Origin of the sequence: Paraburkholderia susongensis (assembly GCF_900177725.1) — a bacterium.
GTDB lineage: Bacteria > Pseudomonadota > Gammaproteobacteria > Burkholderiales > Burkholderiaceae > Paraburkholderia > Paraburkholderia susongensis.
The window spans coordinates 466,396-492,807 of record NZ_FXAT01000003.1; the positions used below are offsets into that span (position 1 = coordinate 466,396).

Here is a 26,412-nt window from a genome sequence, read left to right on the forward strand (position 1 = left end):
GTGCAGAACGCATTCCGTGCGGCTGGGAGGTAACGAAATATGCGATTTGAATCTAAAGTTTCTGGCTGGAGTTCGAAAATGCGTCCCTCGCCGTCCCGCCCAAACGCGCTTTGAAGAGCTGAACAATCTCGCATTTTCGTGACTGTGACAGCGGCGCCAGCCAAGCACGAAATTTTCAAATGTTGTAAGCAACTGTTTTCAAATGGTTTTCTTGCAGACTAAAGTAAAATTTGCGCGACACAGTCACATGGCCTTACATTTATAAATAGCGCTGTGTGACAGGGGACACTCCGAGCATGACCGACGACTTGCACAACTTCTTGGTGAAAGAAGGCCCCCAGCTCAGTGGGAGCGTTGCCCTTGGCCTCGCGAGCTGGCTTGGCATCACACCGGCGGCAGCACGGAAGAAAATCGAGCGCCGAAGCGCGGAGGTACGCGCGCTGACTATCCCCTTCGCGCGTCGCGCAAGATTTCTGTATGCGGCCAGCCAATACGGCAGCGATAGATTTTGGGCCCAGCTAGCTCACGCGTTTGAAGAGGGCAATGGCGCATATTCCCGAGTCATACGAGCGCTTAAAGCGCGCGGCGGGCTGATGCCGATGGTCCATCTCGCTTCGGCCGCCGGCATCTCGGGTGGTCCGCGTCAAATCCCGTTCGAACGTGTCTGGCAGAACCTCGTCGACATCGGCCTCTTTGAGACTATCGAGGTGCCCGGGTTGGGGCAATGTTTCGCCTTCGCCAAGAACGCCCCGTATCTCGATGAACTGCTGCCCCCCATCAGGGCACGGCTGATAGCGGAGACTGTCCTTCTTCAGTCGGTTCAGGAATGGGCGGCAAAGCTTGGGCTCGGGAGCTTCAATAGCTTCAAACTTCGAGGTGGTCTGGCTGCAGCACGGCCTATCGTTTCCGTGTTCGAGTGGGATATGACCGCGCCTTCCTATATAAGCGCGCTGGCCACCTGGAACAAATCCGGCCGCCCCAAGCCCGGATTCATCGTACTCGATGTGTTGCTTAAAGATGAGGTTGACCTTAACGACCTCTCGCCATTCATCTACAAATGCAGGTCGCTGCGGCAGGTGCGCGGGGTTCGAACGATGCAGTTCTTCGTCGCGCATCGCTACACCCTTGAGGCGCTGGATGCAATCCGGCGTGAAGGCGTCGTACCGGCAACAACCGAATCCCTCTTCGGCACCGACGTCGCGCGGGCCTTGATGGAGCTTAGTGCGACGCTGACGCAGGCAGCTACCCAAGCGGTCGAACCTGAGAAGTTCACCCAGTTGTTCGAGAAGCTCGGCAAAATTGAAGGCGCAGCTGGGACTCTTCGCGGAGCGCTCTTCGAATTTGTAATCGCAGATGTGATGAGAAGGACGGTTGCCGGCGCCAACATCACCATGAACAAGATTTACCGACAGGATGGAAAGGACGTTGCGGAAGTCGACGTCAGAGTAGTCGTGCCTGGCCAACAGATTCGGTTTATCGAGTGCAAGGGCCTGCTGCCGGGGCGTCTGCTTTCGGATTCCGACGTCGAGGCGTGGCTGAACAAGCGCATCCCAACCGTTCGAAGCCAAACGCTTGATAACCCGGAATTCAGGAACCTCGCATTGACTTTCGAGCTATGGCTCACCGGGGAGCTGTCACCAGAGGCGGATGCGAAGATTAAAGCGATGCAGGCTAGCGTAGACCCCAAACGGTACGCAATCAAGGTGCTCCTCGCTCCCGAGATTGAAGACACCGTGAGGGATTTACCGGACCTGCGCAAAGTCATCACACAACACTTTCTCCGACATCCGCTTGCGGCTTCCGACGAGGTCATCAATCCGGTCTCGAAGCGACAGATTTCACAGACCGCAGCAATCTTTGCAGACCTCACTCCGAGCGGGTCATCCCCATCTGACATCGAGGCTAATCAGACCGCGGCGTGAGCGGACATCGAGGCGCTCATCCGAATACCGCGCGGCTCCTCACGGTGGCAGCACGCTGGTGAGTGCGTCGTAGAGACCTTGAGCTGTTCTCCTGACATCGCCACGCGACGCATTCGTCATAATTTGCGTGACGGAACTGTAGGGCAAGAACTGCTCCGAAACCATCGTCCTCAGTTCGCCATCCACTAACGTGTGTTCAAGCGCGGCGCCTAGCCATTGCTCAGGTAGCGGATGCAGCGCATTTGGGTTGTGGACGAGAACAGTTCCCTGCCGCCAAGTTTCAACTGGCCATTCGCTATCACCGACTTCGTACACGAATGGACGCGGAAGCGTTGCGTTCGGGTCATGACGGTAGCAGGAGCCCCAACGAAGCATCCGAACACCTCTAGCCCTGTACTGACCTTGGTGTCCCATGCGGTTGAACTTTGCCAACGTGCCCGCGTTGGAGAACAGCACCGCAGAGATATGCTCCGCATCTTCCTGCTGGAAAAATCCAGACGGAATGCGTTTGGCGCCTTCTCTGTGCTCGCCGAGGCTATGGCCTTGAATGACAAGGTTGCCATCCTCGTCATGCCACCAAGTCTGCCCAAGCCCGTAGAGGTATCGCACCAGCGGAACATCCGATGTCATCAGTGCTCCGGCCGTGTGGAAGTCCTGTATCGCAAGTATCAATGGCTTACCGGCGACATACGGTAGCTCCCAATACTTTTTGTTGAGCTTGGTGAACAGTGGGCTTCCGAGCCTGATTGGGATGGTGTGCTCAAGATGCTCGGCGGCTTCCTGCAATGACCTCGCGTCGGGAGCGGCGTCGTAAGGTTGGATACTGCCGTTCCCCCGCGGGTTCGCGGTGACCGCCTCGACAGCTGCGGTTATCTCGTCTTTTGTGACGAGAAAATCTGGCCGGTCGACGCTCCGGTCCAACTCGTGGCCACCATCTGCCAGCATCACCGAAAGAAAAAACTCGAAGGTCCGGGCATCGAGCGCGAAGGTCTGAAACTGCTCCACGAAGTTTCCGTCCGGGTCGACGAACTCACGTTGCAATTCTCGTATGAGCTGTCGGGCCGGAGCGTAACCGGGGAGGTCTCTCAACGCTTTGTATTGCGGATGCAGTTCGTTTTCTGGCCGACCCAAGTCAGCAAACAAGTCGATGGCCATTAAGTACGCTCCCGCTGGTTGCCTCCGGTGCAGGCGAATCGCCAGTCTAGCCCAAACGAGACGCCAATTAACTAAGGTCACCAGACGATGCGAGCCGGCTGCAATCAGTTAGCGACTTGGGACTGCCTGCCCAGAAACGCAAGCGGGTTGAGCCCGATAGCGATGGTGCAACCAGATGGCACGCGTGCTCGGCCATCGGTTCCGTATTCAACCGCGGTCATGGCGCGCTGAGAAAGTATCCCGATGGCCTCGCCCCGCTCATTGAACACTGGGCCGCCGCTGGCGCCGGGATGCATTGCGTTGTCGATATACATGACATCGCATTCGAGGGTTCCGAGACCAGAGACTGTCGTCACTATCCGCCTGAGGTTGCCGATATGCCCTTGCTTGATGAGCGGGCCCGTCATGTCGGCCATGTAGCCCTTGTCCATGGCTGCCTTGAATTCGGCGGCGCCCTTTGCCTCTGGCAAGAGTAGTCGGTCGATGTCGAACGGGAGGCGCAGCTCTTCAGAATAGCCTGCCAGGAATACGCGCTGGCCAAGTCGCGGCGTATCGGGCTCGCACTGCTCCCCCGGAAAGAATCGCAACCTTACGTATTAGCTCGAGAACTATTTCCCAACCGGTCGGTATGCGCGATGAGCGAGACACCCCCGAACCAAGAAGAAGCGCATACGCGCCCTTGTTCGACTGCATTGAGAAATGCCAGCGAGATGACTGGGTCAAGCAATTGCGCCCCCGAACGTGAAGTCGTATTCTGGTCTAGCGTGTACCGCAATATAGCGAGGCTCGTCGCAGCGTCGACTTACGTGACGAGGCACCGCGCCGGTGTCCCTCTAGCCCTGCAACCGCTCAATGAGCCGAGACCAGTAATACTCAGCTGCCCCTTGCGACGAGAGCTGGTGGTCCCGGCTGCCTCCCATCATGCTCATCATCGGCTTGAAGAACAGTTGCTGACTATCAGCGCCGACTGTCAAAGCCTCGTTATAGCTGTTCGAGTGGCTGGAAACCTGGTCGGAGTACGTGATTTCCCCGGTCGACCGCCCGAATGCACCGAGAGCGACGGTGCATTGCGCTACCGCCTTCCCGCCTTTATAAATGCTGGCCGTAAACTTCCGCGAGTCAATGCGCTCAAACCGCCCTTTGAAATCAGGGTGACGCGCTCCGAGTTCCTGAAGGCTACCGTCGAAGAACCGAGCCATGAAATCAAAGGTGCCCGTGATGAATTCATCGCGGTCGAAATCAGAAAACTCCTTTTTGAGCCTCATATTGCTTGACCGGGGAAGCAGCTCTGCTGCTGCGGCAGCTGGGGCGGCTATGCTGGGTGCTTGAGCCGAACGAATCTGCGATTGCGCAGCCGCGTTCTTCGAAACCAGCGAATTGGCAACCTTGCGTATCGCCTTGGCGACATCCGTCAGTGCTTCGTCCTGGTTCGGCCACGACGTGACAGCACGGGCGTCGGTTGGGACGGCCAGTAGCTTGCCAATCGGCGAACTCGTCCAGTCACACGCGCGGAGAATGACCGGGATGACGTGCGCTTCTTTTCGGGCATGGCGCTCCAACGCTGGCTCCATTTCGCGCGAGTAACAGTAGTCGGAATTGATGAAGTCCGAGCTGACGAGCAACAGAACGATGTCAGCGGCCTCCAGTTGCTCACTAATGCTGTCGTCGAGGTTTGAGCCTGCAAGAATGCGCCGGTCGTGCCAAGCGTCGATGAGGCCATCTCGTTTCAGTTGCGCAAGGTGAACTTCGAGGCGGTCGCGCAGTTGCTCGTCGATGTGCGAATAGGAGAAAAACAGAGAGGCCATCTAGGTATCCATGCAGTGGTTGTACAACCAGCGCCAACCGCATGTCGAATATTTCATGCGGCTGTTCGAATTTTGGCACAGACGTAGGCCGGGAGCTAACCACACTCAACGAGACCGTTGCGGTTGTCGAGAATTCCTGCCACGTTGAAGGGGGGCCTCCGCCCTATGGACCGGGTTTGCAATTTATTCGGACGCCATCGATTGACCACGCGTGCTAGCCGACGCCCCAACGCGCAAGACGCAGGTGCTCGGGCGCCGCCGGGAAAGAACTCTCGTATGTGATGCCCTTGGCGCGCGACGCAGCATGATTTTGACTACCCGCCCAACCTGTCTCGATGGCAGTGCAAGAAGTTCATTTGCGGCATCAGGTGAGAGCGTACAAACTGCGTACGCCAGGCGCGCGACGGTCTGTTGCGCTTTGGCACGATGCCCGGTTGCCTGTCGCCTAATGCCGATGTGGTGATAGCGGATACGACCGCTCCGTTCAACCGAGCGGATAGATGTAGCATCCGTGTCGCCCACCAGCGAACGGGCGTTAGCATCGCGGCGCTTTGACGTACGGTTCATAGTTCAGATTCCCCAGGTTATCGCTTTCGCGCGTAGTGACGCTGAATATCCGGCAGGTGGAGTTCGCCACGTCAATCCAGGACCGCCTTCGTGCGCTCACGTGGCATCGTCATCATCCACACCACCAAGAAAGCAGTCAGTGACGTCGATGTAGGACGTCACCTCGTACATTTCGCGCCACCGCATCCAGACATACTCGGCCTGGACCGACCAGCCTTGCTGACCGACAAGCTCATAGATGCGCCCTGTTTGGGTCGTCCCCCGCATACTCGCCGCATCGAATGTCGCTATCGGTGAACTGACGCGGCCCGAGCGGTCAAACATATCAACGCCGACAAAATGCCGGCTTCCGTCTGGCAGCTCGAAGATGCGCCATTGAGATAGCGGAATCCTCGACAATTCGGAAGCGGGGCGTGGTCTCCAGATGGGCATCATGACCTCCAATGCAAAGAAGTTACGCTGCAGGAACGAACAGGTCGTGACCAGCTCTCGCTCCAATCACAGCGAGCCGACCGAGGTCCGCGATACGAACCAGCCCGCCTCGAGTGGCACCGTCAGATAGCCGTTGCGCGCCGACCAGTTCAATGCCGTGCAGCAACCGCGACAACGCGGATGACTTTGTGCCCATCGCACGGGCTAGGTCCGCCAGCGGCACATAGGTCTGTCTGAACGCGAGCAGTTGATTGGGCAACACGACGCGGCAAGGCTGCCCGCGAAGCTGAATCGACTCCGAATCAAGCAGGCCTTCGCCAATCCAGTGTGAGACGGTTTCCCATTTCCATCCCGTGACTTTCGTCAACTGCTGGATGGACATCCCTGACTCGAGCAGCGGCGTGCCGAAGTATTCGGCGACATCCGAACGCCGGAATACCATGTCACCCAATGTCCGGCCGCGCGCGACAGCTCTCACATGACCGGCGGCAATGGCCTGCATCAGGGAGTGAATGGCCTGCTTGTCGCCTAGTCTCCGGCTCGTCAATGCTGACCACGCGAGCTTTGCGTCATCCGCGATAGCTGCTGGTTCCGCCGTATGGTTCACGTGCGTATACAAGTCCAGTACGGACTGGCGCTCGACCTGGCCAGCCTTGAACAGGTCCTCACGCCAGCGCACATCCGACAGGACGACCTTGGCAGCCATCATATTGGCAAGTACCGACTGAGGTATGCCCGCCAGTTCACACGCGTGCTCATCCGAAATCCACTCTGCGCGCCGCTGCTGAATACGCGCTACTTCCGCACGAGGAATTTCGTAAATCTGCCCTCGGGTTCCGAGGCGACGAGTGCGGAAGCTGCACTCACCCATTTCCATCGACTTACGCAGACGGGACGCGCTGACGCCGATGGCCCTGGCTGCATCTGGCAACCGCACATAGTCCGTCGCCTCTTCGGCCATGGATTTCGCCGCATCCATCCCAAGCACACCGTCGAACTTCTCTGCCGCGACTTCAATGACCACCTGAATGAATGGCTCGAGCGCGGTGCCAACACAAAGCAGGCGCAGGCTGGCGTACCAGGGGCCAAGCAACGAGTTGAGCGTGCGGGCATCCTGCTTTCCAGTAGCGATGCGTTGCTCGACATGACTCCGGAATCCGGTCGGCCAGTCTTGCAGGAGCGTCTCCAGGGGCGAGAGGAATTCGACTGCTTCGGTGATAGATTTCGGGAGCGCCGCACCGCGATGTACTGCAGGAGCTGTGGGGTCTGCATGCAGGCACAACGTTCGAACCAGCTTTGCCAGACTGCTGGTGTCGACGTGATGCAAAGCAGGCGCAACACCACCAGACTGTTTGCCCGAGGTACCAATCAGAGTTGAGAGCCAGTGCTGGGCCGGCGTTGAGGCAACTCCCGGAAGTCGACACAGGTCTGCACCGCAATCGCACTGGTCGATGTGGTACCGATGCGGCGAAAGATACTCCCCACATTCGTGGCACTGGTCGACCAGATGGATTCTGTGCTTTGGACAAGCTGTGACGTAGGTGTGCTCCCAGTAGTGCCGCAGATAACGGTCTTCCGCCAGGCAGGCTGGGCACACTGCATCAGCTTGGGCGCGATGCAAGCGTCCCCAGCCACGGCACGTTGCATCCTGATGGCTTGCGAAGTGCGTCCACGCGCTTTCGAGCCCGAGCCGTGATGCAACGAAATCGGCATGGCCGAGCAGCGCGCTGTGATTGCGCTGTACGCCGGCGAGCCCAGCAAGTTCGCGCCAGTTCGACAGGATGTTGTCCGTGACGAGCCGGCGATAGTAGCCGAGTCCGGATTCGTCGTCTTTCGGTGCGTAGGTAACCGCGAGGCTCATTGCACGGCCTCCGGCTGGTTATTGATGATGGGCGCAGCCAGGTCGTTGTCACGCATCACCTGCAAAAATGCCTGATGCAGTGCGGCGGGAGCGATTGCGTTCTCAACCGTATTTGGGTTTTCGAATGCCGGGAAATTGGGAGAACCGGTTGCGGTGACCCCCTTGAGGGCCGCCTGGCAATCGGCAAACGTCAACGTACGTGGGGCCTCGGCAGCCATCCTGTCCGCGAGCTCCTGCATGAATCGACTCACGATGCCAATCAGTCCCCCGCTTAGCAAATAGCACTGGTACGTGAGTGCGGTGGGAGATAACGCAATGGGAAACCCATGGTCAGCGAAGAGATTGGCGAAAGCGGCGACGCAAGAATGAAACGCGCCCATGTCACCGGCGATACGGGAGTCGTAGGGCAGAAGCAGACGCGTTGCGGATGCGCGTAGGCGCAACTGTTCGTTGTTGTCGAACAGGATTTTCAGACGCGGCACGCCAAAGAAGAACAAGGTCAGATTGTGCGAATCGGCCAATGCCTTGAACCAGTCGGCGGCAGCTCGCACCGGGACACGCGAACCTTCTTCTACGAGGTGGCTGGCCTCTTCGAAAATAATCACCCGCGTACCGACCAGCCTCAGCTGCTCGAGCATGCGGGTGCGCATGGCTCCGGGAGTAATACTGCGCTGAACAGGCATGCCAAGTGCAGCAACCACGCTCTTCGGCAATTCCAGCGTTGTGGCCGGAGTCGGAACAGGAACGACGAGTACCGGAACTCGGCGCCGCCCATCAATCTTCGGTTCGTCGAATTCGCGCACCAGCGCATTGACGAGCATGCTCTTGCCCACGCGTGAGGGGCCCATGATTCGTTCGATGCGACTTGCACGGCCAGCGAGCGCATTTTCGACACGCTGCTTGAGCGGCTGAAAATGCTCCATGAAGTGCGGGTGCGGAAGCTCGCAGGTTTCGATGGCGACGAGCAATTTTTGGGCGGGTGTCAAATCAACTCCTCTCCGCTATTGCGGTTCAGGATGGTAAGCGGAGGCATGTCGGCAAATGACGCGGTGGCCGACGGGGCTGCGGATGGCCCGGATTGCGGCGGAGGCGCAAACGGATGCGGTGGCGGCGTTGGCCGCCGGGTCGCGCGCCTGGTGGCCTGAGTTTCTTTGGTGCGAGCCTTGGTTTCCTGGTTTTGCTGACGCCGACTCGGTCGCTTGCGCTTCGGAGCCAGTGCGTCAGACATGACCTCCCGGTGCAGGTCATGGTCGAACTTTTCAGCCTGAGGAGCGAGTTTCAAAACTGCCCTGTGCTTTTTGAATTTTTCCTTGGCTTCTGCAAACGAGTACGCAGGCGTCTCATTTGTCATGAGTTCGTTCTTCAGCTCGACAAGGGGAACGTCATCGCCTTCGTAGATATAGACCTCGCGAAAATCGTCAAGGTTGTACAGCACATGCAGATACTGCTGCTCGCCATACTTTGCAATCAGGCCAGGCAGGTTATCGCCCTTGAAATGGAACCCGTCAATCGTGATGCCTGTCTTGCCATTCGGTTTGCGCTCGGCATGCGAGTAAAGCGCTGCGAGCCATTCGGCTCGCGATGGAGGCAGCGAAATCGCGTAGCATGCGGATTCGAAATACTTCCAGCGCTCGTAGGGAGTATCTCCCTCAAGCGATTCAGAGAGCACCACGTCCCATTGAAGGCGTTCGAGCGGCTTGTGAATCCACTTCTCGTAGTACCAGCGGACAATCCAACGTTCGAGCTCTTCCTTCGTCTTGAAGTGGTCGCCCAGCTTGACCGGGTCGCGTGTTCCGTCCTCATCGTCAAATCTCGTACTGCCGGTGAGCTTGCCGATGACTTCCTTTAGCGAGCGATTCAGGCGCTCAACGAAGGGCTTTTCCTGCCCAGCCCGGCCCCGGCAATACCGGGTCTCCGTTCCGAGTTTCTCAAGGCTATCGATGCGAGCCGATTTGTTTTCCGGACCGTTGTCGAAAACCAGGAGACCGGGCGTCCCGCAGATGTTCATCTCATGGTCGACACCCAGCTCTTTGAGCCGCTTCAGCTTGAGCGGGGCCATGTACATTTCGATGCATGCGAGCGCATCGCGTTCGGTCGGCGACCCTACAACCAGGCGCCAGCCAAGTGGATAGCTCGTCGCACAATCAATGGCATGTATCAGCCAGAGGTCGCTGGTGACCCCATCTTCCGTTTCGACATAGAACGGCAGATGCACGGCATCCTGTTCGACACGCTGGAACGGCAGGTCAGCGATGATGCGCTTCGCTGCGATAGATTTGCCCGCAATCGCGTCTTCGGGAAGCATCCGGTCGTGCTCCGGGTCCGCGGAGAGATAGCGCTGAATGGTTTTCTGGACAAACCTGAGACTGATTGGGCGCGCGACTCTAGGGTGGAGCTCGCCATGCACCCGCATGTTGACTTCGTTCAGAACATCCACAAGCGTCAAACGCGAGTGTGGAACCAGGTAGAGCTGCTCGGCAACGACACAAATCGCGTTGACGACTTCGATGGGGTGCCGCAACGAACGGTTTCCCTGATTTGCCTTACCGCGCAGCATCGGTTCGCCGGTCAGGTCGCGTTCACGATACCGGTACATCGTTGCCTGCCTGGGGAGCGTGCGTGAATTCTTTGAGGCGTTCTTCTGATATTCATCGGCCATCAACTGATAGGCATGCCGAAAGCTGACGCCACGCTGTTTCTGAATCTCCTTGATTCTCCCCATGATTTTGCGGGCGAACTGATTGCTCTCGTGCAGCACGGCATCATCAGGTTGTGCTGCAAGGCTGTAGCGCGGCTTGCCAGCGCGCAGCACAGTTATCTTCCCGTGATAAATTTCGTCGTGAATTTCCGCGATTGGAATGTACCGGTCCTGCCTTTCCGTGGAATCGAATACCTTGATGCATCCGCCGTGCGGATGCGGGTCCAGCACCTCCATGTAAGCATCGTGGTTTCGCGATGGGGCGAGCCGGTCGCGCAGCTGTAACGTGGTAATCATCCGTTCATCCCCCGAGCGGTTTCCATTTCTTCGATGAGGTACAGGTGCGAGAGGTCGCCGTATGCCAGGCTGACTTCGAGCGTTGAACAGATGGTGTGATGCGCGATGTCGGCCGAGATGACGCCGCCGACGAGCAGCACAGGAATCACGCCTGGAAGGAGCTGGACCTCCGCGCACAATGCGCCGACCGATATGGGACCGCTCTCGCAGCGACGCGTGACTCGCGCAACGAGTTCATCGGTCAGCCAGGCATCGAGCCGATGGATGGCCTGCTTCAGGACTCCAGGGTTCATCCGCAGCGGGTTCCTGCCGTTTTTGGGAACGACAACACTGCGCAACGGATAGCCATTGGCCGCCAGAATGGGGCGCGCACGTGCGATTTTGTCCCAGTAGACGTCGTCGCCTTCGTTGCCTTCGCCCTTGACCTCAATGGCTTGATGCAAGCCATCCGTCCAGTCGACGCTGAAGTCCGGCGTGTAGAACTTCGGGCCAGGAATTTCACGATGCTTGTGCCACGCCGTCCGAACCGCGTCCCGCGTGAAAAGCATGCGCTGGTCAATCAGGTCAACGGTAAACGGCTGTGGCTGGAACGCTTTGACTCGCGGGTCGATGATGAGCAGATGCGCAACCAGCCGCTCGTTGTTGAGCTCGACTTTGATGTGCCCGCCAGCTTTTTCGCTGAACAAGCTGTTGCGCGGCTTGCCGTATGTCGGTGCGGTTTCGCGAACGCCGCTGTTGGCGGAATTCAGACGGCCGCGGCGGCCGTAGGTGTAGGCGACGCGACTCATCGTGCGCCTCCTGCCGTCAGATGCCGCCTGGTCCAAGAAATGCGAGGGGTGGTGATGGGCGCAGCCATGCCAACCAGTCGGGCCCGGTTTGGTGATGTGGCGAGGTGATGTCGGTCGTACACGATGCAGTTCAACGAGTGAGTACCTGCAGTGCTAACGACACGATTTTTGGGAAATTTATTGGCCAAATGGCCGGCGCGACAGACGTTACACGAGCAAAGTCTTGCCCTGTCTACGATGTCTAGCGTGAAAATATTTTTCGCGTTACAGGCTTGTGCGACGAACGTTACAGGCCCGTAACGCCGACGTGACAAGCCTGTAGTAGAAACGTTACAGACCCAATATTTACTTGTGTAAAAACAATGTGTTGGGTGGTGTGAGGCTGGGTGACATATGCACGCTGAGCGTGCCTTTCGGCTCGTTTGAAAGGGGAAAGCCGCCGTCAGACGCGACGACACATGAGCGGTGTTCTGGTTCAGGATGCCCGCCCCATGCACACCCAATATGGTGAAGAATACGCAAGCATTTTTCTTCACCGCCCGCAGGACCGGGCCCCGCTGCACAGCATCGAAAGTGACCTGCCTCATCGCCCGCTCCGACGTTTCGTACCCTCTCATAAATAGGGGCATGACCGCATGGGCGGGTCGGCATTACGTTCGCAGGCGCATTCTCAAAACTGCTCGTCGGCATTGCACCGACGCGTGTTTACCGTAGCAAATCGTAGATTTTTTTCAAGTTTGACGGTTAACGTGGAGGTACTTCTCTTTTGTGCTCGCCTGTCGTTTTGCGGTTCGAGTCGTTCTTCGCTGCGCCATAGGTAAAATCAGTCTGACCCGACTCATTGCACTTTATGCAATGGGCGATATACGAATACTTGCCGCACCTACGGACACCAATGAACCATCAGGCGCTGTCATCTTTTATCTGGTCGGTTGCCGACCTGCTTCGTGGCGACTACAAACAGTCTGAGTACGGCAAGGTCATCCTGCCGTTCACCATCTTGCGCCGTCTCGACTGCGTGCTTGAGGCGACGAAGCCGACGGTGCTGTCCGAGGTGGCGTCCATAGGCAAGACCGGCCTGAATCCCGACCCGTTCCTGCGCCGTATCACGGGTCAGTCGGTGTACAACACGTCGCCACTCGACCTGGTGAAGCTGCTCGGCGACCAGGACAACATCCGCAAGAATCTGTACGACTATGTCGCGGCGTTTTCGCCGGAGGTCCGGGACATTTTCGAGCGCTTCGATTTCCACACGCAGATTGAGCGGCTGGCCAAGTCGGACCTGCTGTATCTCGTGACCGAGAAATTCGCGAACATCGACCTGCATCCTGAAGTGGTCGACAACGCGCAGATGGGGCTGGTCTTCGAAGAACTTATTCGCAAATTCGCGGAAATCTCGAACGAAACCGCCGGGGAACACTTCACGCCGCGTGAAGTCATCCGCCTTATGGTCAATCTGCTCTTCATTGAAGATGACGATGTGCTACAGAGCGGGAATGCGGTGGTACGGACTATCTATGACCCGACCGCCGGCACCGGCGGCATGCTGTCCGTCGCGGGCGAATTCCTGCTGGAGCACAACCCGGCGTCGCGCCTGAACATGTTCGGCCAGGAGCTGAATGACGAGTCCTACGCCATCTGCAAGGCGGACATGCTCATCAAGGGGCAGGACATTGGCAACATCGTGGCGGGCAATACGCTGTCCGACGATGGTCATGGCGGCCGCAAGTTCGATTACATGCTGTCGAACCCGCCGTTCGGTGTCGAGTGGAAGAAAGTCGAGAAGGCCGTACGCAAGGAGCATGAGGACAAGGGTTTCGACGGGCGCTTTGGTCCCGGCCTGCCACGTGTGTCGGATGGCTCGATGTTGTTCTTGTTGCACCTTATCTCGAAAATGCGGCTGGCTGCGGATGGCGGCGCCCGCTTCGGCATTGTGTTGAACGGTTCGCCGCTGTTCACCGGTGGTGCGGGTTCCGGCGAGAGTGAAATCCGGCGCTATGTGCTGGAGAACGACCTGGTTGAAGCCATCGTTGGTCTACCGACCGACATGTTCTACAACACGGGCATCGCCACCTACGTCTGGATTCTCTCGAACCGGAAACCGGCGCATCGCAAGGGTCAGGTGCAGCTCATCGATGCCAGCAGCTTCTGGCAGAAGATGCGCAAGTCGCTCGGCAGCAAGCGCAAGGAGATGTCCGACGACCAGATTGCCGACGTGACAAAACTGTTCGGTGAATTCGTCGAGGCTCAACTGGCGACCGTGTTCAATGCCCAGGGCAAGGAGATTGGTCTGCATATCGTGCGCGCCGGTGAGCGTGCTCCTGAGGCACAAGCCGGCCAGACTGTGAAGCTTGCGCCGATTTCTCGCATCTTTAAAAACGAGGATTTTGGATACACGACCATCACGGTCGAACGGCCATTGCGCGATGAACATGGCGAAATCGTGCTGGGTGTGAAGGGTAAGCAGAAGGGCAAGCCGCAGGCTGACAGTGCGCTGCGCGACACCGAGAACGTACCGCTCTCCGACGACATCAAGGCTTACTTCGAGCGCGAGGTACTACCGCATGCATCCGATGCATGGATTGACGAAGAAAAGAGCAAGGTCGGCTACGAGATTCCGTTCAACCGGAATTTCTATGTGTTCGAGCCGCCACGTGACTTGCATACCATCGATGAAGAGCTAAAGACGGTTTCCGCCAACATCATGAAGATGCTTGAGGAGTTGGCGGAATGAGCTTGCCTCAATACACGCGTTACAAAGACAGTGGTGTCCAGTGGCTCGGCAACCTACCAACGCACTGGAAGGTGTGGCCGTTTAAACAGCTTGTGGACATTCAAAATGGGGCGGACCACAAATCTATTGAACAGTCGGAGGGTTTCCCTGTCATTGGGTCCGGAGGACCATTTTCATTTGCATCAGACTATCTGTACGACGGCGAAGCTGTACTGCTGGGTCGTAAGGGTACGATTGACAAGCCGCTCTACGTGACCGGGAAATTTTGGACGGTCGATACGATGTACTGGTCGAAAATCCGGCCAGGTATCTGCGGAAAATTTGCGTACTACACGGCGCTCACCATTCCCTTCGACTACTACTCGACGAATACCGCTCTTCCGAGCATGACAAAAAGTGCATTGAATGCACATTTGATTGCATACCCGCCATCAGAAGAACAAGCAGCTATCGCCGCTTTCCTTGACCACGAAACCGACCAAATCGACGTGCTGATTGCCGAGCAGGAAAAGCTCCTCAGTCTGCTGGCAGAAAAACGTCAGGCGACCATCTCGCATGCTGTCACACGTGGACTCAATCCGGATGTGCCGATGAAGAGTTCGGAGGTGGAGTGGTTGGGAGACGTGCCGGCGCATTGGGAAATTCGACGTCTCAAATCGCTAAGTCACTTGGTAACCAGCGGGCCTCGTGGATGGTCGGAGCGAATTTCCGAAACCGGAAGTATCTTCGTTCAGAGTGGCGATTTGAACGATTCACTAGGTATCGAATTTACGTCGGCCAAGAGGGTCCTTGCGGAAGATGATGCTGAGTCAGCTCGAGCAAAATTGCTCGATGGAGACATCGTCGTATGCATTACTGGGGCAAAGACTGGCAACGTTGCCGTATGTTCTTCTGTTCCAGAGGATTCGTACATCAATCAACATTTGTGTCTTGTCCGTCCGCTGCGCAACATTCTTCCATTGTTTCTCGGGGCGGCACTGAAGAGCACGGTTGGGCAAACTCAGCTTCTTCTTTTTCAATACGGGCTCAAGCAGGGTCTAAGTCTCGACAACGTCAAAGAAGTCCTGGTTGCGCTGCCTCCACTATTGGAGCAAGAGGCCATTTTGAGCTTTCTTTCTGTAGAGACAAAAAAGTTACGCCTGCTCAGCGAAGCCGCCGAGCAGGCCATAATTTTATTGAAAGAGCGCCGCAGCGCCCTGATTTCCGCCGCCGTTACCGGCAAAATCGATGTCCGCGAGCACCATGCAGTACAAGCAGTTGCAGCCTGACTGAAGAGACCTGTCACCGCGACAGCGGCAGGTCTTTCTTCATCCAGCTACAGGTAGGTAAGAACGAGGCAGACCGGGATACAGCATGAGCAACCTGCACCAGGAACACCATTTCGAAACTGCAATCTGTGAGCACCTGGGTGCAAACGGCTGGCTTTATGCGGACGGCGATGCAGCGCAATACGACCGCGCCAGCGCCCTCTATCTGCCCGACCTGCTGGCATGGATTGAAGCAACTCAGCCCAGCGCATGGCAAGCTCTAACCAAGACGCACGGCAATGCACTCGCCACGGTGCTGGCCGAACGTATCCGCAAGAACATGAACGAGCGCGGCACGCTCAACGTCCTGCGTCGCGGTGTCGAAATGCTCGGCCTGAAACAGCCGCTCTCCCTCATCCAGTTCAAACCCGCGCTTGGCCTCAATTCCGAGCTGGAAAAACTCTATGCCGCGAACCGCCTGCGCGTTGTCCGGCAGGTACGCCACTCGTTGAACAATGGTCACGACGCCGTTGACCTGGTCCTGTTCGCCAATGGCATCCCGGTTGCGACGGCCGAGCTGAAATCGGATTTCACGCAGAGCGTCCACGATGCGGTAGCCCAATACCGCTTCGACCGAAATCCTCATCCCAAGGGTGGTCACGCGGAGCCATTGCTTGGCTTCCTCGGTGGCGCACTGGTTCATTTCGCGGTCAGCCAAAGCGAAGTGCAGATGACGACCCGGCTGGCCGGTACCGATACCTACTTCCTGCCGTTCAACCGCGGCAATGACGGCGCCGCAGGTAACGCACCGAATCCGGACGGTTTCGCCACCTCGTATCTGTGGGAAGAAGTCTGGGCCCGCGACAGCTGGCTCGAAATCCTTGGCCGCTATCTCATCGTCAAGCGCGACGACAAGAAACAGCCGAAAAGCGTTATCTTCCCGCGCTACCACCAGCTTGATGCCACCCGGAAGCTGGTCGCTGACGTGTTGCAGAACGGTGCCGGCCAGCGCTACCTGATTCAGCATTCGGCCGGCTCGGGCAAGACGAACTCCATCGCATGGACAGCGCACTTCCTGGCCGACCTCCACGACGCTGAGCACACGAAGTTGTTTGACAGCATCCTGGTCGTGTCCGACCGGAACGTGCTTGATGCCCAGCTGCAGGAAGCGATTTTCGACTTCGAGCGCACCACGGGCGTCGTCGAGACCATCACGAACGAGAGCGGCAGCAAGAGCGCCCAGCTCTCTCAGGCGCTGCAGAACGGCAAGAAAATCATCGTCTGTACCATCCAGACCTTCCCGTTCGCCCTGCAGGCGGTTCAGTCCCTGGCTGCCACGGAGGGCAAGCGGTTCGCGGTTATCGCGGACGAAGCACACAGCTCCCAGACCGGCGAGGCTGCGGCCAAGCTCAAGCAGCTCCTGTCGGCGGAAGAGTGGGCCGAGCTGCAGGACGGCGGCGAGGTGGATACCGAAGCCCTGCTCGCCTCCCAGATGGGTGGTCGCACTGGCAATGCGGGTCTGACCTATGTCGCCTTTACCGCTACCCCGAAGCAGAAGACCCTGGAACTGTTCGGTCGCACGGGACCCGATGGCCTGCCTGAGCCGTTCCACGTGTACAGCATGCGCCAGGCCATCGAGGAAGGCTTCATCCTCGATGTGCTGAAGAATTACACGACCTACAAGCTCGCATTCAAGCTGGCCAACAATGGCCAGGAATACGACGAGAAAGCCGTCGAACGCAGTGAGGCCATGAAAGGCATCATGCAGTGGGTTCGACTCCATCCGTACAACATCACCCAGAAAGTCCGGATTGTTGTCGAACACTACCGCGAGAACGTCCAGCCCCTGCTGAACGGCAAGGCGAAAGCGATGGTTGTGGTCGCCAGCCGCAAGGAAGCCGTGCGGTGGCAGAGGGCTATCCGTGCCTATATCCAGCAGCAGAACTATCCGCTCGGCGTGCTGGTCGCCTTCTCTGGCGAAATCGACGACCCGGAAAGCTATCCGTCGCCGGTCACCGAAACTAGCAAGGACCTGAACCCGGGGCTGAACGGCCGTGACATCCGCGAGGTATTCGCGAAACCGGAATATCACCTGCTGCTCGTTGCGAACAAATTCCAGACCGGCTTTGACCAGCCGTTGTTATGCGGCATGTACGTCGACAAGATGCTCGGCGGAATCCAGGCGGTCCAGACGCTGTCGCGCCTGAACCGTGCCCATCCTGGAAAGGACACGACGTATATCCTCGATTTTATGAACGATGCCGAGGAGGTCCTGAAGGCATTCAAGACCTACTACGAGACGGCGACCCTCGAAGCGAAGACCGACCCGAACCAGGTCTATGACCTGCGTGCCAAGCTGGATGCAAGCGGTCACTACGACGAATTTGAGGTCGACCGGGTCGCGAAGGTCGAGATGGACCCGAAGGGCACGCAACAGCAGCTCAGCGCGGCAATTTCTCCTGTCGCGCAGCGGCTGCTCACTCAATACAAGGTAGCCCAGCAGGCTCGCACGTCAGCGATTGCCCAGAAAAACGCCGATGCCGAGCAGGCGGCGAAAGACACGCTCGATGCCCTGGTGCTATTCAAGGGCGACATGGGTGCGTTCGTTCGCCTGTACGCGTTCCTGTCGCAAATCTTCGACTACGGCAACACCGACATCGAGAAGCGCTTCCTGTTCTACAAGCGGCTAATTCCGCTGCTGGAGTTCGGGCGCGAGCGGGATACGGTTGACCTGTCGAAGGTGGTGCTCACGCACCATAACCTGCGCAATACGGGGCAGCGCGCGCTCGACCTGAAGCAGGGCGATGTGCCGAAGCTGCCGGCAATGGATGAGGTCGGCACCGGTGCCGTGCAGGACAAGGAAAAGGCCCTGCTCGATGAAATCATCCAGAAGGTCAATGGCCTGTTTGACGGCGAGCTGACGGATGACGACCAGCTCGTCTATGTGAACGGTGTCATCAAGGGCAAGCTACTGGAGAACGAGATGCTCGCCCAGCAGGCGGCCAGCAATAGCAAGGAACAGTTCTCAAATTCGCCGGACCTGGTAAAGGCCATCACGGACGCCATCATCGATGCGTTTGATGCGCATACCAAGATGAGCACGCAGGCGCTCGGGTCACAGCGGGTTCAGGATGGCATCAAGGATGTGCTGCTCGGGCCAGCGCAGTTGTATGAGGCGCTGCGTGAACGACATGTCGGTCAACGTGGTGCCGGATTATAACGATAGGTGTCGCGTCGTCATACTTCCACGAAGTCGGCGCGCCAGCTGTCGAACAGACAGAAGCACTGACTTCGCTGGCAACATCCCAGGCAGCTTGCATGCAATTGCTCCCGCCATAGCCACGCGTCAAATGTATAGAGTCGTCAAGCCATGTCGGGCATTGAATTCAGCTGGACCAAAGCAACGCGCCTGGCGCGCTCGGCGTGCCCAGATACATGTGCAAAATGCCGCTGTTATCCAATTCAATAAACGTTGGCTGCGCGGAATGCCCACCCGTGCTGGCTTGCCACTCAATCACGCCACCTGAGCCATATACAATTAAATTGCCGTCAGACTGAACGCCAAGATAGCAGCTTGAGCCTTTTCCATTCGTATCCGTAGCCCAAACGGCGTTACTCAGTACATCTGCCCCTTTGTAGATAACCAGGTTGCAGTCCGACTGCATAATTAGCGAATATTGTTGATTTGCCGAATAAACCGGCGTCGAATTGGCGGCATAGTTACCAGACAGCGCCGTGCTTGATGCTCCCGTGCCTTTTATCGAAACTGCCTGCGTGCCGGCGGAGGAGCCGGATACCGTCACGGTGCCACTATAGGTCTGCGACGCTGTCTGTGACGTACTCGGTGTAAACGTAATGGTCGAAGGGCAAGACCCGCCGGCTGGAATGCTGCCGCATTGTGTCGCGCTAAAGTTTGCCGTAGCGGAAATAGAAGGCGTGCCCGGAGCATTGCCGGTATTGGAGATAGTAAAAATCGATGTAGTACTCGCGCCCACATCCGCCATTGGCATAGCAACACTATTGGTCGACAAAGCGAATGTCGGCGCAAGGCCGGTGCCTGATAAGGTAACCACCTGGGTACCGTTGGACGTCACAACGTTCACTGTCCCGGACTGAGCACCCATCGCCGTCGGAGTAAACGTCACGCTTGAGGTACAGCTCTGATTGGGCGCGAGCGATGCAGGACACGTACTTGAGACGGAGAACGGGCCCGTGCTCGTCATACTCGTCACGCCCAGCGTGTCGCCACCGATATTGGTCAGTGAGAGGGGCTGCGCCGGCGTTTGCGTGCCGACGAGCTCACTACCGAAGGTCAGCGAGGTTACGGACAGAGTGCCGTTACCCGGCAGCTTGGCGATGAACATCTGGTATGCCTGTTCACCCGCCTTTGTCTTATAGGTGGCCATCACCTGGAAACTCGATGTTCCGGCTGCCGTAGGATTACCGGACAGCTTGCCGCTCGAGCTCAACGACAGGCCGGCGGGCAGAGAACCACCCGCGACGGACCATTGCACGCCGCTCGAGCTGAAGTTCGGGTCGCCAAGCACCTGGAGTACTGAGTTGAAATCGAAGCCGGGATACGCGCGACCAATCACGCCCGTCGGCAGCGAATAACCGCTCAGCGTAACCATCACGTTGCCCGCGCTAGCCTTGTGATTAGGCACTGGCACAACGACGTAGTACTGCGAGGCGAACGACGGCACGGCTGCCGCCAGCAGCGCTGCAGCCAAGCAGTATTTCAGACGGGCGAGTTTGAAACGAAACGGGGATTGACGTGGGGATTCCATAACTAGGCGCTCCAAGGGACCCTGAGTATAGGAATCACGGAGCGCATGATTTGATGGGCGAGCGTGAAGCTCAAGAAAAGGCGCTATGACAGAGGGAGATTTCGATGGAAATTTTCCAGGGACTCGGCGAGAAAACCTAAGTAGCAAAGTCTTGAGAGAGGAGTACGCACGGCGGGCGTGTCGGCCAAGGAAATAATCGACAGAAGCAAATCCATCGACGAAATCTGTTTACAATCAGATACATAAATCGCGGCCTCGAGCGCTTTAAGCGTCACTGGAGAGCAAGACGAATGTCGGACGTCGTTGAAGAAGTTCAATCAGCAACATTTCCGCAGATGAGCATCGATGCATTCGTGCGCTCGATAGCCGTAAATCGAAATCGACCTATCTGTCTGTTGCTGGGAGCCGGGGCATCCATCACTTCTGGCATGCCTTCAGCCCAGAGATGCATCTGGGAGTGGAAGCGCGACATATTCGTTACGAAGAATCCGACACTTCGGGATTCCGTGGAAGAACTGTCGCTTCCAGGAACTCGCCGCCTCATCCAAAGCTGGATTGACCAGCAGACGAACTATCCAGTCGAAGGGAGTCCCGAGGAGTACTCGTTTTATGCTGAAGAGTGCTACCCGACGTCCCTTGACCGGCGCGCATTTTTCCAACGGTTTATCGCTGAAGCCAAGCCCCATATCGGTTACAGGCTCACGGCCTTGCTAGCTGAAACCGGGTGCTTTCGTACTATCTGGACCACGAATTTCGATAGTCTTGTATCGCGTGCTTGCACGGCAGCCAACGTTGTTTGTATCGAAGTCGGGCTAGACACAACGCATCGCGCCTCTCGCCCTCAGAACGATAACGAACTACGGCTCGTTTCAATGCATGGCGATTACCGATACGATTCTCTGAAGAATACCGTCGACGAGCTTCAGAAACAGGACGCAGCTCTCCGCGAGGAATTCCTGCACGAGCTCAAGGACTACGACCTTGTAGTCATCGGCTACAGTGGTCGAGACGAATCGCTGATGCAGGTCTTGGCATCGGCATATGCTGACCAATCAAGCGGTCGGCTTTATTGGTGCGGTTACGGCGCTGAGCCAGGAGCCGAGGTTCGCCAACTTATCAAATCTGTCGATTCTTCACGCGAGTCGGCGTTCTATGTCGATACGGCTGGATTCGATGACGTGATTTCTCGATTGGCTTTACGTCGCCTGTCCGGTGAACAATTGGACCGGGCACAGAAGCTTATCGAGGCGACAACGTCGACCGTTGGACAAAAGATGGCGTTCGCCGTGCCGCCACTGCCACCCAGCGCTTTGGTCAAGGGCAACGCTTATCGTCTCAGTTGCCCCAGCAGCGCTCTCAAACTTGACCTTGCGTTGCCTGAACAGGGTAGTTGGCGAGACTGGCTGGCTGAGCGGATGCCACCTGAACTGGGGCCGGCCGTAGTGTTCAAAAAGGGAGCACTCTGCCTAGCAGACGTGGCTACGACGTCTCGTGTTTTTGCGGAGGCACTTCGTGTCCCTCCAACTCGTGTTGAGATTTCTGACGAAAACATCATCTCTGACACCAGAATAGCGTCGCTGTTCTGCCGAGCGCTGGTGACTTCTGCCGCGAAGGCACTAGAAATCCCAACGGACCATCGGCGACGCATCTGGGAGCCCGTTCACTACCAGACGCGAGACCTGGATGGCATCACGTATCGGATACACCGAGCATTGTCTTTGAACATCCTCGGCGTGGATGGGACTCCCCATGTTGTGCTGATGCCTGAAATCGTCGCCACAACGACAGCTGGTGAAATAGCGTCGTTTGAGCCCCAGAAGGCCCTCCGGGTCGCGATTTATGGATTTCAGCACAACGACAAGTTCGATGGTGACCTTTCGTACTGGACTCGCCGGCTAGCCGAGAAGGAACTGGACGTTGATGGAGGCGGCTCGTTCACCATCTCGAAAATTCCTCTATATGCAGGGCTTTCTCAGAAGGGCAAAGCTCAGCTCCCGCCAAAGCTTGCGAGGCACGCTAAGCAGAGCGGCATCATCGTCCCAGATGCTCCGCTCGTCTTTAGCGCAAAAGTCGGGAAGTCCGAGGTTCGCAATGCAAATCCACTTCACGGGCTGGTCGTAAATCGGCCGTGGGACTATTCGCTCACAGCGTCTGGTCTCTGTCCGTCAACTGAAACAGCAGTTGTCTGCCCAGCTGATTTGTCCGTGAAGTTTGAGCGTTTCCTTAAAGGTTTGCAGGAAGTTGCCAAGCCTGAACAAAGCGAACGAGACTATCTGCACGACTTTCCGGGATTTGCTGCAGCCTTCGGGCTGCCACTCCGAGTGCCGGTGAGAGGTGACGCAACTTGGATAACCGTCGACGACGTTGTTTCAACCAACGCGTTGGCTGGAGCTAAGCAACTTGCACACAAGATATGCGAGGCGCTTGACCATTTGCGCCGGGCCCGGCCGAGCGACACAGTCCTTGTATTTGTTCCTCGGAGATGGGAATCCTTCAAGGTGGTTGACACTCCGCACGAGCGATTCAACTTCCACGACTACATCAAAGCATATGCTGCCCGGCACGGTCAAAGTACTCAGTTCGTTCGAGAGGAAACGGTCTTGAACCCATACGCGTGCCGGGTGCGCTGGTGGCTCTCGCTCGCTTTGTATGTAAAGGCGATGCGCACCCCGTGGCGCCTTGACGCGCTAGACGAGAACACCGCGTTCGTCGGAATTGGCTACAGTCTTGACAGCTATGCTGAACGAGGAAACCACGTTCTTCTAGGGTGCAGTCATCTCTATAGCGCACGCGGAGAAGGACTCCAGTTTCGGCTCGGGCGTATCGATAATCCGGTAATGCGCGGCCGCAATCCGTTCATGTCGGAAGATGATGCTCGACGAACAGGAGACACCATCAGGCAACTGTTCTATGACTCGAAGATGCACCTTCCGACCCGTGTTGTTATCCACAAACGTACGCATTTCACCGAGGAAGAACAGCGCGGACTGGTGCAGGGACTCGACGGGGTCAAGAACATCGAACTAATCGAAATCAATGTAGAGGATTCGCTCCGGTATTTGTCGTCCAAGATGAAGGATGGCAAATTTGAAATCGATACCTTTCCGGTGTACCGCGGAACCACCATCGTTGAGAGCGATGACACTGCGCTGCTATGGGTACATGGCGCTACCCCAAACGCACAAAACAAGTTCTGGCGGTATTACCAAGGCAAGCGTCGAATTCCTGCTCCGCTTCGAATCCGTCGATTCCTTGGGCAGTCCGACGTTATGCAATGTGCCACGGAGATTCTCGGCCTGTCCAAGATGAACTGGAACACGCTCGACTACTATTCGCGGATGCCCGCAACATTAGATTCCGCCGGAAGTATTGCGAAGTTCGGAGCTTATCTGGATGGATTCACATCCGCGCCGTATGACTATCGCTTGCTCATTTGAATGCAGGCGACCTGCCAATGATTGTTGCACAGGCTGAAAGAACAACGGCCACCTCGATGAGGCAGCCGTTTGTCCGATTCAGGCAGCTGGTACGATAAACGCATTGGTCCAAGCTATCGAGAAACGCATAACCATAAATTTCTCACGTTATGCGTCCGTTTTTCTCAGGATATGCGTCCGTCTACACAACACCTCAAACATCAATATTCCCCGCCCTAAGCGCATTACTCTCAATAAACGCCCTGCGCGGCTCCACATCATCGCCCATGAGCGTAGTAAAGATGCCATCCGCCGCAATAGCATCCTCGATCTGCACGCGCAGCAGCCGCCGCACAGCCGGATCCATCGTCGTCTCCCAAAGCTGCGCAGGATTCATCTCACCGAGGCCTTTATAGCGCTGCTTGGAAACATTGCGCTCGGCATCGGCAAGCAGCCACTTCATCGCACTCTTGAAGTCGCTGACCGCCATACTCCGTTCACCACGCTTGATCACCGCACCCACGCCAATCAAACCCTTGAACGTATTCGCGGTATTCACAAGCTGCTGGTAATCCGCAGTCAACTGAAACTCTTCATCGAGAACGGAAATCTTCTGATTCCCATGATGCGTCCGCGCGACGCGCAGCGAGCGCAGCTCCCGCACCGGGTCATACATCGTCGTCACGGTCACTTCAGGCTTCAGCGCATCGTCTCGCAGTTTCGCCTCGAGCGCGCGAGCCGAAACCTCGGCCGCCTGCTCGTTGGAGAGATCGATCGCGACACCATCCATCACCGCTTCGAGCGCGCCAGCGTCATACAGCCGGCTGAGTCGATCAACCACCGCCTGCGCCAGCAAATAAGCGCGAGCCAACTCACCCAGCGCATCCCCGGTAATCGGCGTCGCATTTTCCGAAGGCAGCAGTTCAGAGCCCTGCAACGCGAGCCTGAGAATATGCGCATTCACTTCCGACTCGTCCTTCAGATACCGCTCGTCCTTGCCCGCCTTGATCTTGTACAACGGCGGCTGCGCGATATAGATGTACCCGCGCTCGATCATCTCCGGCATCTGCCGGTAGAAGAACGTCAGCAAGAGCGTCCGGATGTGCGCGCCGTCCACGTCAGCATCGGTCATGATGATGATGCGGTGATAACGCAGCTTGTCGAGGTTGTAGTCTTCCTTGCCGATGCCGCAACCCAGTGCGGTAATCAGCGTGACGATCTGTTCCGAAGAAAGCAGCTTGTCATAGCGCGCTTTCTCCACATTGAGCACCTTGCCGCGCAGCGGCAGGATCGCCTGAAACTTGCGGTCGCGCCCCTGCTTCGCCGAGCCGCCCGCCGAGTCACCCTCGACGATATAAATCTCCGACTTCGCCGGATCTTTCTCCTGGCAATCCGCCAGCTTGCCGGGCAAGCCGACGCCGTCGAGCACGCCCTTGCGACGCGTCATCTCGCGCGCCTTGCGCGCCGCATCGCGGGCCCGTGCCGCATCGACGATCTTGCCGCAAATGATCTTCGCGTCGTTCGGCGTTTCCAGCAGGAATTCCTCGAGCGCCTTCGCAACCACGTCCTCCACCGGCGCGCGCACTTCCGACGACACCAGCTTGTCCTTGGTCTGCGCGCTGAACTTCGGCTCGGGCACCTTCACCGACAGCACGCACGAAAGCCCTTCGCGCATGTCGTCACCGGACGTTTCGACCTTCGCTTTCTTCGCGACCTCGTGATCGGCGATGTACTTGTTCAACACGCGCGTCATCGCCGCGCGCAACCCGGTCAGGTGCGTGCCGCCGTCACGCTGCGGAATGTTGTTGGTGAAGCACAGCACGTTTTCGTTGTAGCTGTCGTTCCACTGCATCGCCACTTCCACGCCCACGCCGTCCTTCTCGCCGCTCACGTGGAAAATGGTCGGGTGCAGCACGCTCTTGGTCTTGTTGATGTACTCGACAAAACCCTTCACGCCGCCGACGAACGCGAAATCGTCTTCCTTGCCCGAACGCTGGTCGGTCAGGCGAATCCGCACGCCGTTATTCAGGAACGACAATTCGCGAATGCGCTTGGCCAGAATGTCGTAGTGATACTCGACATTGCCGAAGATCGTCTCGTCGGCCATGAAGTGCACTTCGGTGCCGCGGTTCTCGGTATCGCCAATCACCGGAATCGGCGACACGGCCACCCCGTCGATCTCTTCGATCACGCGGTTCTGCGGCACGCCGCGGTGGAACTCCATGAAGTGCTTCTTGCCGTCGCGGCGCACGGTGAGGCGCAGCCACGCCGAGAGAGCGTTCACGCACGACACGCCCACGCCGTGCAGGCCGCCCGACACCTTGTAGCTGTTCTGGTCGAACTTGCCGCCGGCGTGCAGCTCGGTCATCACGATTTCGGCGGCGCTGCGCTTCGGATCATGCTTGTCGTCCATCTTCAGGCCGGTCGGCACGCCGCGGCCGTTGTCGGTGATCGAAATGGAGTTGTCCGCGTGAATGATCACCTGGATGTCGTTGCAATGCCCGGCGAGTGCTTCGTCGATCGAGTTGTCGAGCACTTCGAACACGAGGTGGTGCAAACCGGTGCCATCCGATGTATCCCCGATGTACATTCCCGGCCGCTTGCGCACGGCCTCCAGACCTTCGAGGATCTGGATGGACGAGGCGCCGTAGCTGTTGTCGGGCTGCGTATTGTTCGTTTCAGTCATGGATTTTTTCCGGTTCT

General features: G+C 57.5%; 15 protein-coding genes. 5 read left to right on the forward strand and 10 right to left on the reverse strand.

Annotated elements, in window-relative coordinates:
- Positions 1 to 296 precede the first annotated feature (296 nt).
- Complete coding sequence (locus B9Z01_RS11175) at positions 297 to 1,922, forward strand: hypothetical protein (protein WP_085482864.1); 1,626 nt, start codon at positions 297 to 299, stop codon at positions 1,920 to 1,922.
- Positions 1,923 to 1,961: 39 nt separating this feature from the next.
- On the opposite strand, the gene B9Z01_RS11180 is transcribed toward B9Z01_RS11175, so the two are convergent.
- The 8 genes from B9Z01_RS11180 to B9Z01_RS11220 form a co-directional block, all read right to left on the reverse strand.
- A complete protein-coding gene (locus B9Z01_RS11180; protein WP_085482866.1) occupies positions 1,962 to 3,077 on the reverse strand; it encodes a hypothetical protein in 1,116 nt (371 codons plus the stop codon).
- Between the two features lie 104 nt (positions 3,078 to 3,181).
- Positions 3,182 to 3,664, reverse strand: a complete 483-nt coding sequence (locus tag B9Z01_RS11185) for a S1 family peptidase (protein WP_085482868.1) — start codon at positions 3,662 to 3,664, stop codon at positions 3,182 to 3,184.
- A 246-nt stretch (positions 3,665 to 3,910) separates the two neighbouring features.
- Positions 3,911 to 4,882, reverse strand: a complete 972-nt coding sequence (locus B9Z01_RS11195; protein WP_085482872.1) for a toll/interleukin-1 receptor domain-containing protein — start codon at positions 4,880 to 4,882, stop codon at positions 3,911 to 3,913.
- A 663-nt stretch (positions 4,883 to 5,545) separates the two neighbouring features.
- Positions 5,546 to 5,884, reverse strand: a complete 339-nt coding sequence (locus B9Z01_RS11200; RefSeq protein ID WP_244195987.1) for a hypothetical protein — start codon at positions 5,882 to 5,884, stop codon at positions 5,546 to 5,548.
- A gap of 19 nt (positions 5,885 to 5,903) precedes the next feature.
- On the reverse strand, positions 5,904 to 7,742 hold the full coding sequence (locus B9Z01_RS11205; protein ID WP_085482876.1) for a TniQ family protein: 1,839 nt from the start codon (positions 7,740 to 7,742) through the stop codon (positions 5,904 to 5,906).
- The gene (locus B9Z01_RS11210) at positions 7,739 to 8,728 is read right to left on the reverse strand and encodes an ATP-binding protein (protein ID WP_085482878.1); all 990 of its coding nucleotides are present in this window, start codon (positions 8,726 to 8,728) and stop codon (positions 7,739 to 7,741) included. Before B9Z01_RS11210 ends, B9Z01_RS11205 begins: the two co-directional genes overlap by 4 nt.
- Positions 8,725 to 10,737 carry an integrase gene (locus tag B9Z01_RS11215; protein WP_085482880.1) on the reverse strand — a complete coding sequence of 671 codons (2,013 nt, stop codon included), beginning with the start codon at positions 10,735 to 10,737 and terminating at the stop codon, positions 8,725 to 8,727. The genes B9Z01_RS11210 and B9Z01_RS11215 overlap by 4 nt, the downstream gene beginning before the upstream one ends.
- The gene (locus tag B9Z01_RS11220; RefSeq protein ID WP_085482882.1) at positions 10,734 to 11,525 is read right to left on the reverse strand and encodes a hypothetical protein; all 792 of its coding nucleotides are present in this window, start codon (positions 11,523 to 11,525) and stop codon (positions 10,734 to 10,736) included. The genes B9Z01_RS11215 and B9Z01_RS11220 overlap by 4 nt, the downstream gene beginning before the upstream one ends.
- Before the next feature lie 895 nt (positions 11,526 to 12,420).
- On the opposite strand from B9Z01_RS11220, the gene B9Z01_RS11225 reads away from it, so the two are divergent.
- The 3 genes from B9Z01_RS11225 to B9Z01_RS11235 all read left to right on the forward strand — a co-directional run bounded on the left by B9Z01_RS11225 (position 12,421) and on the right by B9Z01_RS11235 (position 18,726).
- Entirely contained in the window at positions 12,421 to 14,259 is a 1,839-nt protein-coding gene (locus tag B9Z01_RS11225) for a type I restriction-modification system subunit M (RefSeq protein ID WP_085482884.1), read from the forward strand.
- A complete protein-coding gene (locus tag B9Z01_RS11230; RefSeq protein ID WP_085482886.1) occupies positions 14,256 to 15,527 on the forward strand; it encodes a restriction endonuclease subunit S in 1,272 nt (423 codons plus the stop codon). Before B9Z01_RS11225 ends, B9Z01_RS11230 begins: the two co-directional genes overlap by 4 nt.
- Positions 15,528 to 15,612: 85 nt before the next feature.
- Complete coding sequence (locus tag B9Z01_RS11235; RefSeq protein WP_085482888.1) at positions 15,613 to 18,726, forward strand: type I restriction endonuclease subunit R; 3,114 nt, start codon at positions 15,613 to 15,615, stop codon at positions 18,724 to 18,726.
- Between the two features lie 166 nt (positions 18,727 to 18,892).
- Here the strand turns inward: B9Z01_RS11235 and B9Z01_RS11240 are convergent, their stop codons facing one another.
- Positions 18,893 to 20,293 (reverse strand): choice-of-anchor D domain-containing protein, encoded by a 1,401-nt coding sequence (locus B9Z01_RS11240; RefSeq protein WP_085482890.1) that lies wholly within the window; start codon positions 20,291 to 20,293, stop codon positions 18,893 to 18,895.
- A gap of 290 nt (positions 20,294 to 20,583) precedes the next feature.
- On the opposite strand from B9Z01_RS11240, the gene B9Z01_RS11245 reads away from it, so the two are divergent.
- A complete protein-coding gene (locus tag B9Z01_RS11245; RefSeq protein WP_085482892.1) occupies positions 20,584 to 23,730 on the forward strand; it encodes an SIR2 family protein in 3,147 nt (1,048 codons plus the stop codon).
- A 193-nt stretch (positions 23,731 to 23,923) separates the two neighbouring features.
- Here B9Z01_RS11245 and gyrB read toward each other — a convergent pair whose 3' ends face one another.
- Positions 23,924 to 26,395 carry a DNA topoisomerase (ATP-hydrolyzing) subunit B gene (gene gyrB, locus B9Z01_RS11250; RefSeq protein WP_085482894.1) on the reverse strand — a complete coding sequence of 824 codons (2,472 nt, stop codon included), beginning with the start codon at positions 26,393 to 26,395 and terminating at the stop codon, positions 23,924 to 23,926.
- Positions 26,396 to 26,412 lie beyond the last annotated feature (17 nt).

Coding starts and splice junctions, on each gene's coding strand:
- B9Z01_RS11235 (WP_085482888.1), top strand. CDS start 15,613: ATGAGCAACCTGCACCAGGAACACCATTTCGAAACTGCAATCTGTGAG.
- B9Z01_RS11230 (WP_085482886.1), top strand. CDS start 14,256: ATGAGCTTGCCTCAATACACGCGTTACAAAGACAGTGGTGTCCAGTGG.
- B9Z01_RS11245 (WP_085482892.1), top strand. CDS start 20,584: ATGTCGGACGTCGTTGAAGAAGTTCAATCAGCAACATTTCCGCAGATG.
- B9Z01_RS11195 (WP_085482872.1), bottom strand. CDS start 4,882: ATGGCCTCTCTGTTTTTCTCCTATTCGCACATCGACGAGCAACTGCGC.
- B9Z01_RS11205 (WP_085482876.1), bottom strand. CDS start 7,742: ATGAGCCTCGCGGTTACCTACGCACCGAAAGACGACGAATCCGGACTC.
- B9Z01_RS11180 (WP_085482866.1), bottom strand. CDS start 3,077: ATGGCCATCGACTTGTTTGCTGACTTGGGTCGGCCAGAAAACGAACTG.
- B9Z01_RS11215 (WP_085482880.1), bottom strand. CDS start 10,737: ATGATTACCACGTTACAGCTGCGCGACCGGCTCGCCCCATCGCGAAAC.
- B9Z01_RS11240 (WP_085482890.1), bottom strand. CDS start 20,293: ATGGAATCCCCACGTCAATCCCCGTTTCGTTTCAAACTCGCCCGTCTG.
- B9Z01_RS11225 (WP_085482884.1), top strand. CDS start 12,421: ATGAACCATCAGGCGCTGTCATCTTTTATCTGGTCGGTTGCCGACCTG.
- B9Z01_RS11175 (WP_085482864.1), top strand. CDS start 297: ATGACCGACGACTTGCACAACTTCTTGGTGAAAGAAGGCCCCCAGCTC.
- B9Z01_RS11200 (WP_244195987.1), bottom strand. CDS start 5,884: ATGATGCCCATCTGGAGACCACGCCCCGCTTCCGAATTGTCGAGGATT.
- gyrB (WP_085482894.1), bottom strand. CDS start 26,395: ATGACTGAAACGAACAATACGCAGCCCGACAACAGCTACGGCGCCTCG.
- B9Z01_RS11220 (WP_085482882.1), bottom strand. CDS start 11,525: ATGAGTCGCGTCGCCTACACCTACGGCCGCCGCGGCCGTCTGAATTCC.